The organism is Micromonospora sp. IBHARD003, assembly GCF_056106285.1.
Window position 1 is genome coordinate 7,536,049 of record NZ_JBWBBX010000001.1, and the last position, 12,388, is coordinate 7,548,436.

The 12,388-nt window shown below is 69.5% G+C and carries 10 protein-coding genes; 2 read left to right on the forward strand and 8 right to left on the reverse strand.

What is annotated here, in order from left to right; genetic code table 11:
- Positions 1-38: 38 nt before the first annotated feature.
- The 8 genes from ACTWOL_RS32895 to ACTWOL_RS32930 all read right to left on the reverse strand — a co-directional run bounded on the left by ACTWOL_RS32895 (position 39) and on the right by ACTWOL_RS32930 (position 9,970).
- The gene (locus tag ACTWOL_RS32895) at positions 39-1,178 is read right to left on the reverse strand and encodes a hypothetical protein (protein WP_474300516.1); all 1,140 of its coding nucleotides are present in this window, start codon (positions 1,176-1,178) and stop codon (positions 39-41) included.
- 11 nt (positions 1,179-1,189) lie between these two features.
- Positions 1,190-2,692 carry an APC family permease gene (locus ACTWOL_RS32900; protein WP_474300517.1) on the reverse strand — a complete coding sequence of 501 codons (1,503 nt, stop codon included), beginning with the start codon at positions 2,690-2,692 and terminating at the stop codon, positions 1,190-1,192.
- 108 nt (positions 2,693-2,800) lie between these two features.
- Positions 2,801-3,511, reverse strand: coding sequence for an ABC transporter ATP-binding protein (locus tag ACTWOL_RS32905; protein ID WP_474300518.1), 711 nt, complete (start codon positions 3,509-3,511; stop codon positions 2,801-2,803).
- Positions 3,508-5,292 (reverse strand): branched-chain amino acid ABC transporter ATP-binding protein/permease, encoded by a 1,785-nt coding sequence (locus ACTWOL_RS32910; protein WP_474300519.1) that lies wholly within the window; start codon positions 5,290-5,292, stop codon positions 3,508-3,510. The genes ACTWOL_RS32905 and ACTWOL_RS32910 overlap by 4 nt, the downstream gene beginning before the upstream one ends.
- Positions 5,279-6,139 (reverse strand): branched-chain amino acid ABC transporter permease, encoded by an 861-nt coding sequence (locus tag ACTWOL_RS32915; RefSeq protein WP_474300520.1) that lies wholly within the window; start codon positions 6,137-6,139, stop codon positions 5,279-5,281. Before ACTWOL_RS32915 ends, ACTWOL_RS32910 begins: the two co-directional genes overlap by 14 nt.
- A gap of 31 nt (positions 6,140-6,170) precedes the next feature.
- Entirely contained in the window at positions 6,171-7,379 is a 1,209-nt protein-coding gene (locus ACTWOL_RS32920; protein ID WP_474300521.1) for an ABC transporter substrate-binding protein, read from the reverse strand.
- Between the two features lie 614 nt (positions 7,380-7,993).
- Entirely contained in the window at positions 7,994-8,929 is a 936-nt protein-coding gene (locus ACTWOL_RS32925; protein ID WP_474300522.1) for an AraC-like ligand-binding domain-containing protein, read from the reverse strand.
- Between the two features lie 24 nt (positions 8,930-8,953).
- Positions 8,954-9,970: an AraC-like ligand-binding domain-containing protein gene (locus ACTWOL_RS32930; RefSeq protein WP_474300523.1), complete on the reverse strand. Its 1,017-nt coding sequence runs from the start codon at positions 9,968-9,970 to the stop codon at positions 8,954-8,956.
- 247 nt (positions 9,971-10,217) lie between these two features.
- Here ACTWOL_RS32930 and ACTWOL_RS32935 point away from each other — a divergent pair, with 247 nt between their 5' ends.
- Together ACTWOL_RS32935 and ACTWOL_RS32940 are read left to right on the forward strand one after the other, a co-directional pair.
- On the forward strand, positions 10,218-11,225 hold the full coding sequence (locus tag ACTWOL_RS32935; RefSeq protein ID WP_474300524.1) for a phenylacetaldoxime dehydratase family protein: 1,008 nt from the start codon (positions 10,218-10,220) through the stop codon (positions 11,223-11,225).
- Between the two features lie 95 nt (positions 11,226-11,320).
- Complete coding sequence (locus ACTWOL_RS32940; RefSeq protein WP_474300525.1) at positions 11,321-12,001, forward strand: alpha/beta fold hydrolase; 681 nt, start codon at positions 11,321-11,323, stop codon at positions 11,999-12,001.
- Positions 12,002-12,388: the final 387 nt, after the last annotated feature.

A 12,388-nucleotide genomic window follows, 5' to 3' on the forward strand; every position in this document is an offset into this window, starting at 1 on the left:
GAGCGCTCTCCTCCTGGGGTCCCGCCGACTGCCCGGTTCTAGGGAGCCGATGCGGGACGGCTGTGACGCCGACCGGCTTGGACCCGCGCCCGATGTGGGGGCGCAGGGCCGTCGCTCGCCGGCCCTCGGCGGTACTCGTTGGTCACCGGCGCTACCGAGGCACAGAGGGGTGGCGGACCTTCGTCCGGCCGGGGCGGTGTCACGCCAGAGCCTGTTTTCGTGACTGCGTGAAGAGTTCCTGGGGGTCGCCGCAGTACGACCAGGGGACGGCGGTGGGGCGGTCGCCGAGGTGCAGGAAGACGGGTGGCGTCTTTGACGCGGCCTGCGAAGACCAGGCCATGGGCCAGCAGGTTGAGGTCGGCGACGTCCTGTGCGTATTCGATGGACCCACGGTGTGCGATCCAGCGGGCGAGTGTCGCGTCGAGGTCCGGGGCCACCACTTCGTTCGTCCAGTGGAATGACAGCCCCAACGATGCCTTTCCCTCGGTCCGGAGCAACTCGCGGTAGTGCTCGACGCGGGCCCTCTGGGTGAGGACCGCGAGAGGTGAGCCCGGGGGCGCGGCCACGGCCACGTCCCGGGCGAAGTTGTACATGCGGCCGTGTGAGCCGTGCCAGCGGGCGGAGACATGGCGCAGCATCTGGTGGTGTCCTTCACGGGAGTTGCGGTCACGGGCCTGGAGTTCCGCCCACCAGTCCCTCGTGTGGGGGTGCCCTCCGCCGTAGAGGCGGGAGAGGGTGATCAGCGAGATCCACGGCATCGGGTCGGCGGGGCAGGCGTCAGCCGCGCGGAGGCAGGAATGGGCGGCGTGGTGCAGGCGCTCGCGGTCGAAGGCGTTGTGGGTGGGGGGCTGCTGTGTGTGCGGCGGGGTCCGGGCCAGGGCCCCGAAGAGCCGCATCACCTCCGTGTCGGCGCGCAGGACGAGGGCGTCGGCGTCGTGGGGTTCGGCGATCTGCCAGCTCTCCACGATTCGGGAGCCTGCGGCTGCCTGGGCGAGGAGCCGGACGCGGTGGGTGCGGCGGTCCCAGTCGTTCCCGGTGTCGCGCAGCAGGTCGCATGGGCCTTGCCAGCGGCCCACGTGCAGGTCATGCAGGGCTGCCGCGAGCGGGCGGTCGCCATAGGTGGGGTCGTAGTCCAGGCTCCGGGAGCGGCCGAAGCGCTTGTGATTGCGGAATTTCATGGCGATGGCTGTCAGAGGTCGCTGACCCGGGTGTCATGCGGTGCAGGCACGGAGGTGGTGATGTCGTCGTACGGTGACTCCACTCCTTCCGCGACGGCCGCATCCAGTCGGGCGTGGGGGCCGGCGTAGTACGCGCTGTCCGCGACCATGTACCAGGTCAGGGGGAAGAAGCCGATCGCGAGGGCGCCGATGCCTATCAGGAGGACCGTGGGCTCCAGGCTGAGCAGTGACTGGTAGAGGACCCACAGCATGAACAGGGATCCGCATGCCGGCCACGCACCGATGAGGAGGGCGTGCCGGACCGACCGCAGAAGGAGCCTGCGGTAGGCGACGACGACGGCGATGCCGGCGAGGGAGTAGTAGACCGTGATCTGCAGGCCGATGGCAGTGAAGGCATCGGCGAGGACGGTGCTGACGGGACCGAGTGCGCTGGAGGACAGAAGCAGTCCCAGTGCGACCGCCGAAACCGCCGCGACGGCCACCCACGGTGTCTGCCACTGGCGATGAGTGCGTCCGAACGCCGCCGGGAGGGTCCGGTCGCGTCCCATGGCGAAGAGGGTGCGGGTGACCTGGATGAGTGTGGTCTCCAGGGTCGCCACGGTGGACAGCATCACCGCGATGACCATGGCCTTGCCTCCCCAGCCCGGCCAGATCGCGTCACCGAGATCTGCGAGGACCGTGCCGCTGCTCGTCCGGATGTCGGCCTGTGACATGACGAGGTTCACCGCGATGGTGACGATCTCGAACACGACCAGGACACTGATCACGCCGAGTACCGCCCCCGTTCCGGAGCTGCGGTGACTGTTGCTGGTTTCCTCGCCGAGGTTGGCGGTGACGTCCCAGCCCCAGAAGTAGAACGCTGCGATGAGGGCGACGCCGGCAAAGCCTTCGGGGCCGTTCAGGTCGGTGACGTCGAACAGCCAGGACCAGGAGAAGACCTGTTCGCCGCCCCCGCGGATGAGCACGGCGACTCCGATCACCAGAAGGATCGCAACTTCGACGCCGGTCATCACCCACTGGGCGCGGGCGGTGATCCGTGCGCCCTTGACCACCAGGCCCGCCATGAGCAGCAGCCAGAAGGCTCCGACCGCGGCGGCCAGATTCTGGTTCTGCGCCCAGGTGTCGGAGAACAGCGACAGCGTGTAAGCGCCGGCGGGCAGTGAGCCGGCCACCATGAACAAGGTGGCGGAGACGACCAGGGCCCACCCGCTGAGGAAGCCCAGCGCAGGGTGGAGGGCTCGGCCCACCCAGGAGTAACTGGCTCCGGCGTTGACGTCCACCCGTCCCAGATATCTGAAGGCCAGGACGATTCCCATCATGGGGATGGCGCACCACAGCAGGGCCGCGGGGCTTGCCAGGCCGGCCGCGCCCGCGAGCAGCGCAGTGGTCGCGGCAAGTGTGTACGCGGGTGCGCTGCCGGCGATCGCCATCACGACAGCGTCCGCTGCTCCCAGTACGTCGGCCCTGAGCCCTCGCGCCGGCTGGGCTGTGACGTCCCGCGTCTTCCTGTTCATGCTGTTCTTCACCGCTCCAGAAGAAGGTGCCGCGACCGGGCGTGGCCGCGGGGTTCGGTTGTGGGGAGGGTCCGGCGCTGGATCGGTCCGCCCGCCGCTGAGGGTGTTTCAGACGGACAGATATGCCTGGTGGAGGACTCCGGGCCTGGCGTCGAGTTCGGCAGGTGTACCGGAGAAGACGAGGCTGCCGCGGTCCAGTACGTGCACGGTGTCGGCGATCGGAAGTACGAGATGGGCGAACTGTTCCACCAGCAGGACGGTGATCCCCCGCTCGGCGAGGGAGCGGACAATGGGAACAAGCCGGGCGACCACGATCGGCGCCAGCCCCAGACTCAGCTCGTCGAGCAGAAGGAGGCGAGGGGCTCGGCCCGGCGCCGGGCTCAGCAGGGCCCGGGCGAGGACCAGCATCTGCTGCTCACCACCGGACAGCAGCGCAGCGCGGACGTTCATCCGCTTCTGCAGCTCCGGGAAAGGCTCGATCGCCTTCGCGTGCCGGCCCCGCGGGGCGGCGACGGCGAGGTTCTCCGCGACAGTGAGGTCCGCGAAGACGGTACGGCCCTGTTCGACGTGGCGGATGCCCTGCCGGGCCCGGTTGGTGCGAGAGGCCCCGGCCAGCTCCCTGCCGTCGAAGCGGATCTGGCCTGCGCGCGGCGCGACGAGGCCGGAGACCGCGTCCAGCAGTGTCGTCTTGCCGGCGCCGTTGGCTCCCAGCAGAACGGCGAGTTCCCCGGGGCGCACGGTCAGGTTGATGTCGCGCAGGACGTCGCCCTGGCCACGGCTGACGGTCAGGTCGCTGATGTGGAGCAGATGCGCCGTCATGAGCGGACCGCCGTTTCGAGGTCTCCGCCGGAGGCCGGCTCCGTGGAGGGGGTTTCCAGGGCCGTGCCGAGGTAGGCGCGTACGACGACAGGGTCGGCGAGGACTTCGGCGGGAGTGCCGCGAGCGATCACCCTGCCGAAGTCGAGTGCTGTCGCTTCGTCGCAGCATGTGGTGACCAGGTCGATGTCGTGCTCGACCAGGAGGACCGCGCAGCCGAAGCGCTCGGGTATGGCAGCGATGCCGGCGCCGAGGCGTAGGGATTCCTGGGTGGACAGTCCGGCCGCCGGCTCGTCGAGCAGCACCACCGAGGGTCTGCCGGCCAGCGTGGCGGCCACCTCGACCAAACGTCGGGTACCCACGTCGATCGCGGCTACCTTGGTGGCGGCCGGCGGGCAGCCGAAGGCGTCGAGCAGGTCGAGGACCAGTCGCCGGTCGGCGTTGCCCCGGCCGGAGAGCATGAGGTACTGCCCGATGGTCAGCTGCGGGTTCACCCGGCCCTGCTGGAAGGAGCGGCGCAGCCCGAGACGGGCCCTCCGGTGCGGAGGAACACCGTCCAGCGGTATCTCGCCGAGCGTCACATGGCCGGTGTCGGGCGTGACGAAACCGGAGAGCACGTCGATCAGGGTGGACTTTCCGGCCCCGTTCGGGCCGATCAGCCCGTGTACCGTGCCCTCCCGGATGATCAGGTCGGCTCCCTGGATGGCCTTCACCGCGCCATAGGCGACGTTCACACCGTCGGCCTTGAGCGCGGGCTTGGCGCTTCGGGGCTCCGTCCGCGGCCGGCCGGAGACGCTCACGGCCGGGTCGGTGCCGACGGCCTGGGGTGGTTGGTGTGGCTGGGTTCGCGCCGACCGCTTCCTGCCGAGCACGGCTCTGAGTTGTCCGGCGACACCGTCGGAGCCTGCGGCAAGAGCCTGTAGCGCGGCCACGGCGAAGACGGCGGGAGCCACGTCCTGCGGCAGGCCGAGCTGGTGCAGCAGTTCGGGGACGAACGTCGCCGCGAGCCCCGCCAGGAGCGCGCCTTCGACATGGGCCGCCCCGAACGCCACTGCTGCGGTGAACACGGCTATGGAGGCCATGGGCTGGAACCCGACGCCGCTGAGTACGCCCAGCTGGCCTGCCGTCAGGGCACCGCCGAGCCCGGCGATGAAGGCACTGACGGCGAACGCGAGCAGCTTGGTCGTCGTCACGCTGTAGCCGAGAGCCGCGGTGGCTCGCTCACTGTCCCGGACTGCAGTCCAGCGGGCCCCCGTGGTGCGCTTCGACAGCGCCGCCAGGGCCGCGCCGACCAGGGCGAGGACAACAACCGAGAGGAGGAAGTAGCCCGTTTCCGAAGCAGCGAAGGAGGGTCTGGTCACGGGAACGCGCTCGGCCGCGCCGGGGAAGCCCTTGTCGAACACGACCACGGCCACCGCACCGCCGAAGGCAAGGGTCGCCACCGCCAGGTTCACGCCGCGCAGCCGCAGCGCCGGCAGTCCGATCGCCATGCCCACCGGTACGGCTGCCAACGCACCCAGCACGGCCAGGACGAGGAAGGGCAGACCGGTGTGGACGTTCAACCAGCCTGTTGCCCACGCTCCGATGCCTGCGAACGCGAGCGGGCACAGCGCGACCATTCCCGCGCGCCCGTAGACGACTCCCACGCTCAGCGCGATCAGGGTATTGAGTGCCGCGCTGGTGGCCAGGTAGATCCAGTACCCGGGCAGTCCGAACGCGGCGCCCACCACGGCGAGCATCAACACGGCAGCCGGCACGAGCGTCTTGGGGTCAGCGAGCTTCATCCCACACCTGCTTCCGTTGAGACCAGAGGAGGGCGGCGATCACCAGGGCGAAGGGCAGTACCGCCTTGTATCCGGAGACAGCCGGCCAGCTCACCGACACCGACTCGACCGCGCCCAGCACGAGCCCGCCCACCAGGGTCACCGTCACACTGCGGAAGGCTCCGACGAGGACGGCGGCCAGCGCGGGCAGGATGAGCATGCCGAGTGTGCGGAAGTCGTCGGAGCGGGCCGGGGCGATCAGCAGCAGGGCCGCACTCGACATCGCACCGGTGAACGCCCACATGCCGAGTGACAGCAGCCGCACCCGCACGCCGAGGAGTTCGGCAGTCGTGGGGCGCACTGACACCGCCCGGAGGACCGCGCCGAGCCGAGTGCGTGCGAGAACAGCGGCCGATCCCCCTGCGAGGAGTACGGCGAGGCCCAGCGTGACGACGGTGTCCAGGCCGACGGTGACAGCACCGCCGCCCACTGTCGTCGCCGGTACCACCGGGGCGACTGACAGCGGGGTGTCTCCGAACAGGCGGAGGCCCAGGGTGAGCAGCCCGACGGTGACGGCGATCATGGCAGTTGCCCGGACCGCCGTCCGACTGTCCTGGAACAGCCATGACATCAGCAGCCCGACGAGCAGGGAGAGCGCCGTGCCGATGAGCAGGCCGACGAGTGCGGCGGAGGCTGCTGTCAGGCCGAGCACGTCATAGGTCTTGGCCGCCGTGTAGGCGCCGAAGGCACCGAGCGCGGCCTGGGAGAAGTTCAGTACTCCGGTGGTACGGAACAACAGGACCACACAGCAGCCGATGACGGCGTACGCGGCTCCGGGCGCCAGCCCGGCCGCGATGAGTTGAATCATGGCAGTTCACCTCCTCGGTGTGCGATCACGGTCAGGAGCCGGCCGGGAGCCTGATCCAGTCGTTCGTGGCCGTGGTCCAGACGCCGTCCTTCAGCACCATGAACTTGCTCGACTGGTTGGGCGCGTGCGTGGCGGCGGTGCCGAAGGAATAGGGCGAACCGCTCATCGGGGTTTCGTACGACGTCAGCGTGGCGAGCCGTTCGGTGACGGTCTCTCGGTTCACCTCGCCGGTCATGGACAGGAGGGTGTCCTGGGCGATCGTTGCCGCCAGATAGCCGCCCTGCGCGAACGACGTCAGGGGGATGTCGTTCTTCGCCATCAGCCCCCGCCAGTCGCGAAGGGGTGCGGCGTCGGTGTTGGTGAAGGGCTCGAACTCCGAGTTTGCCTGCAGGCCGTCGCCCGTGGCGCCGAGCTGCTTGGCCACGTTGTCGGTGTAGTAGGAGGCGAGCCCGATCCAGGTGATCCCGGTCAGTCCGTTCGCCTTGATGGCCTTGCCCACGGCCAAGCCTCTGGCCTCAGGTCCGTCGACAACCACCGCGTCACAGCCGGCCTTCCCGGCCTGGAGCAGCAGTGGGGTGACGTCGTCGGTCGCCTTGCCGACCGCGCCGGCATAGACGAGCTTCTTGCCGGTGATCTTCTCCCAGCGGTCGGCTGCGACATCGAAGGCGGAGGCGAAGCCGGGGACGTCGAAGAGCCTGATCCGGCAGACGTTCTGCTTCTTGAGGATCTCGCTGGCGTAGTACAGGGAGACGGTGACACCGGTGAAGGGGCCGGTGTTGACCGGTGAGATGTTCGGGGATCCAAAGCAGACCGGGTCGACGCCGATGCCCTGGATGGAGCCGATCTTGTGCTGCGCGTAGTACGTCGAGTTGACCGCGCATTCCAGCAGACTGGCGCTGCCTACGTTGAGCACCACATTTCGCTGCTCCACCAAGCGGCGGGCGGCCTGCGCGGCGGTCGCAGGATCGCCTTGGTCGTCCTCGATGGTGAAGTGGACAGGGCGGCCGCCGACACCTCCGCAGGTGTTGAGCCGGTCGAAGACCGCCTTGGCGGCCCTGGATACCTCCGGGAAGGTGCCGGGGCCGGTGAGAGAGCTGACGTTGCCGATCTCGATCGGTGTGCCGGTGGCCTTCTTGGGGGCCAGCCCGGTGGGACACAGCTCGGCCTGGGCGGAGTCCTTGGCCTGGACGCCGTCGGCCGGACCCGAGCGGGCGCAGGAGACGGAGGTGAGCAGAAGCACGCCCGTGATCGTTGCTGCAGTGATCCTGGGCAGTTGGCGCGGGGTTCGCCGGCGTCTACGAAGGACGGAGGTGCACATGTCGGGTCTCCAGGCAGGGGAAGGAGGCGGGCGGTGCGGCACGGGCGGCGGGGCGGTGACCGACGGACTGCCGGTGGCGGGGATCCGCCGGTGTCCGGCGAGTGGTCGGGATCGGCGAGCTGAGCGGCCGCGGGCAACAGGAGCGGCTTCGGCCAGGTGCCTTGGGGTCTGCTTCGACGGCCGCAGGGAAAGACCGGTGCGGGCGCGGGGCCCTGATGGTGGGGGAGGCGGGGTGCGACAGGTCGCTCGCCCCGGGCGGGATCAGCAATGCCCAGTGGGGTTGGCGGAGGCGGCTGCCGGATCGCGGTCAGATGCCTGCGATGCTCAGCCGCCCACCCGGCGGAGGAGCGAGGTGCCCAAACGTTAGGAGCGACCCGTCGCCCTGGTGCGGCATTCCGTGCACAGGCCTGCGGCATTCCGGGAGCAACGCGGGGAGCCTGGGAGCGGGCCGCCGGGGAGAGGGCCTTGAGGCTGTATCACGCAACCGTGCGCAGCGCAGAGCCGGGCGGCGCAGGCCGAGCGCCCTGCCGCCGGGCTCAGAGGGGTCGGCTGCCGGTGCGCAGGTCGGTCGGGGTCATGCCGTACTGACGGACGAAGGCACGCGTGAAAGTGGTCCTGTCGGCGAAGCCCGAGTGCGCGGCCACGCCGGCGATGGTGCGGTGCGACTGACGCGGATCGGTCAGGGCCCGGTATGCGGCCTTCAGGCGCTGGTCACGGATGAACGCGGCGGGAGAGGTGCCTGCCTCGGCGAACAGATCGGAGGCGTAACGCAGGGAAATACCCTGACGACGGGCCAGGACGGAGGGGGTGAAGGCGGGATCGGTGAGGTTCTCCATCACACAGCAGCGCATCGCCCGCAGCATCGCCTGCCGGCCCGTCGGGGCGTCAGGCTTCCGGCCGGCGGTGGCCCGCAGGGCCGTGGCCAGGAGGTCGATGGTGGTGCGGCCGAGCTCGGCCCGCTGCTCGGGAGTCAACTCCTGCGACACGTCGGCGAGCTCCCGCAGGAACACGGCGAACACTCGCCAGGCAGCGGCTTCGGACGGGAGCGCTCGGCTGGACAGCTCGTCGATGTCTTCGACCCGGTCACGCAGCGGCCGCCTGGGAACCTGGAGGACGACCTCCCGGCTGTCGGCGGGAAAATGCAGCTGGTAGGGGCGTGTGGCGTCGAACAAGGCTCCCGTCCCCGGCTGGAGCACCGCTTCCCGCTCGTTCTGGAGTCCGACTCCGCAACCCCCCAGATGCAGCGAGAACAGGTAGCTCTCGCGGGGTTCGACCCGGATCAGCCGGTCGGTGCGCAGCACCGCCGAGTGCCCGTGGGTACGGACGTCCGCCACGCTCACCTCGGGCAGCAGGACGGTCTGCTCGACCGAGCCGCGGAAGGCAGAGCTCATGTTCGTCAGCGAAAGCGGTACGAGGCTCTCACCCAGCACTCGGGCCCATTCTTCGGCGCTTTTCGCGTGGAGCGCTCCCATAAAAGGGACTCTAGGATATGGACATTACGAAATCGTCTCTTCTGCGGCTCGGTCGGGCAGCCGCAGGGAGACGGCGGCAGCGTCACGTCCGTCTGCCAGCTTCTGCCATTCGCGCGGCGACAGTCCGTACGCGGCGCGGAAGGCGCGGCTGAAGTGAGCGGGGCTGACGAATCCCCATCGGTGTGCGACGGCTGCCACGGCGGGCCTGCTCCTGCGTGGGCGGTCGAGCTCCCGTCTGCATTCCTCGAGACGGCGGCGCCTGATCCATCCCCCGACCGTCGTTCCCTCCGCCTGGAAGAGGCGCTGCAGATGGCGCACGGAGATGTGATGGGCGGCTGCGATCGCCTCCGGTGACAGTTCCGGGTCGCCGAGGTGGGATTCGGCGAAGGCCCGGATCCGCAGCAGCAGCGTCCGGTGGGAGGCGTCTGTTCCGGCGGCGTCCCTGCCGAGTCGTTCCGCAATGACGGTGGTGAGCAGGTCCACCGCGTTGCGCGCGAGCATCTCCCCGATCTCGGAGCGGTGGGCACCGGCTTCGGCCGCGAGGGTGGACAGAACCGGCACCATCATCGCGGACAGGCCCTCGTCCGCCCCCATGCTGACCCCCGTGATCCGCCCCAAATCCAAGCCGGGCAGCTCGAACGCCGACCGGGGTATCTGGAAGACCAGGAGCTGGAAGCGGTCAGGGAACTCCAGCGTGTAGGGGCGGGTCGTGTCGTACAGCGCGAAAGTCCCCGGCTCCAGGGGTGCTGTCCGTCCGTCCTGCACCACCGCGCCCGTCCCGCGGCGCTGCAGGCCGACCAGCAGGTATTCGTCCTGGTCCCGGGCGATCAGACGTCGGTTGCGTCGGACCAGCTGCCGGTCGGAATCGACCGTGGTGATCCGCAGGCACCCGAGCCGGTCAGAGGCGACGGCCCCGGAGAAGGGCCCGTCCTTGGTGGTGGTGACGTCCGAGGGGACGAAGGTCTGCCAGACGGCAGCCTGCCAGTAGGCCAGTCTTTCGCCGGGCGGTACCGAACTGGTGGAGAGGACAACCGCCACCATGCCTCCTCTGTGAGCCGGCGGAGCCACCGCCTCAGGTCGCAGCCGGGTGTAACGACCCGACCACACGGTATCCGGCCTCGTGGACGGGTCCCCTTCAGGACGGCGTCCCTGGTCGCTCCTGGTCAAGTTTCCGTGCGCGCACCGTCAAGACGTGGGGGATGTTCGCTCGTATCGTCCAGAGCTGCTGGACCTGGCCCGAGAAGGAGTCGAGATGCCCAGAAATCACCGGGAGGGCCACACTCCCCGAGTGCCTGCCTACACCGTTCGCTTCCCGGAGGGAACGAACACATTCGTATTCGCCCAGTACGCCTGCCAGGCGCCGTCGGCCGAGGAAGCTGCACGAGGTGCCGCCTCACTCTCGCAGCTGTTCACCGGGCCGTTCAAGCCCGATGTGCTGGACCGCGGCTCGTTCGTCGACACCACAGGATCACACAACGTGGTGTGGCTGGCCTACTGGCACGACCCGGTGGCGTACAGCTCGTGGCAAGAATCCGACACCGTCCGCTCCGCATGGGACGGGCTGCCCGACGAGGGCCGGATCGGGCACTGGCGCGAGACGTGCGTCATCCCTCTCGAGCGCAACGAAACCCTGCACAGCCACCGCCACGAGGACATTGCGACCAGCGGCCTGTCACAGCACGCAGCGGTCACCATGCCGGAGACACCTGTGCACGACTATTGGGGCGCCGCACGTGACCGCATCGCCGCCTCGGCCACCGAGACGCTCGAGCCGGAGCTTGCGGTGTTCCGGCCGAGCGCCCGGGCAGAAGCCGGGAATCGCAGTCGGCGCGTCACCGTCGAAGTTCCGGACAACGTCACCCTGATCCGTACCGCGCAGGACTGGTCCGCCAGCACGGTGTACCGCGAGAAGTACCTGGCCGACGTCAAACCGGTCAAGGACCGCGGAGTCGACTTCCTCGCGGAGAACGCGGACTCCGGCTGCATCGCGGCCCGCAACATCCTCGAAGAGACATCCGACGGCACACCGCTTGCCCGCGCCTGCACCATCGCCTGGTTCGCCTCGCTCGACCACCTCATGACCTGGTGCCGGTCCCACCGCACCCACCTGGAGATCTACGCCAGCTTCTACCAGATGGCCAGTGGCGGTGAAGGACCCCTGGACGTCGCCTTCTGGCATGAGGTTTCGGTCCTGCCGAGCGGGTCCGTCACCGCCGAGTACGTCAACTGCCACGCGTCGACCGGGTTCCTGCCGCTGCCCGAACACCGTCACCGCGCCATGGCATCGAACGTCTGACCTGCTTCCACCGGGCCACTCGCCGTCGAGGCCTGCGGCCCGCCCCCAACTGCCATCGTCCGCACCGCTCTTCTGCCATCTCGGAGGAATCCCTTATGACCACCATCGTTCTCGTCCACGGCCTGTGGGCCGACGGCTCCGCGTGGAGCGAGACCATCACCGAGCTCCGCGCCCTCGGGCACGAGCCGATCGCCGCGCAGCTGCCCCTGGAGACCATGGAGGACGACATCGCAGCCGTACGCCGGGTGCTGTCCACCGTCGACGGACCGGTCCTCCTCGTCGGCTGGTCCTACGGCGGCGCGGTGGTCACCAACGCCGCCGTGGGCCAGGACAAGGTCAAGGCCCTCTCCTACATCGCCGGTTTCGCCCCCGACGAAGGGGAGTCCGTCAGTGACATAGCCCACCGCAACCCCGGCAGCCTCATCCGGGAGAACATCAGGGTGACTGAGGACGGCCACTCCTACCTCGACCGGACCGCCTACGGAAAGGTGGTGTCCGCCGACGCCCCCGCCGAGCGGACCGCTCTTGCCGCAGCCGTGCAGAAGCTTCCCCGGCTGGGCATCGACGCGGCCCCCTCCGGTTACCCGGCGTGGCGCGACGTACCGTCCCACTACCTGATCGCCACCCAGGACAATGCCCTGCCCGCGGCCACCCAGCGTGAACTCGCCGACCGCATCGACGCCAAGGCCACCGCATGGGACACGGGACACGGCCCCATGTACGCCCGCCCCGGCGATCTGGCCACCTACCTGCACGACATCGCCAAGGGGCTGTGACGCACCCGATCAGTCATAGCCGGCTCAGGGTGGGACGACGAGCACCTTTGGTCCTCCCCTGAGCCGCTGGCGGCCGAACCCTCCCACGGCGCGGTCACCACGCCGAGCCATCCGCCGGCATCTCGAAGTGAACGGTCGCCCCACGCGGGCGACCGCCCCCAGCGGCGGCGCGACTTCGCGCGGCCGCTGGCTTCGTTCCACCGGCAAGCCTGCCCGTCATGAGCGCGTCCACCCTGCATGCGGTGACCGCAGAGCGGCCGAGAACGCGGCGTGCAGGCGGCAACAACCCGCGGGGTGCAGGGACTCGTCCGGCCGTGGCCCTCGGCCGGGTGCGGGAGGAGGTCCGCGTGATCGCGGTGGCGCCCGTTCGCGAGTCCCGGTCCGCTG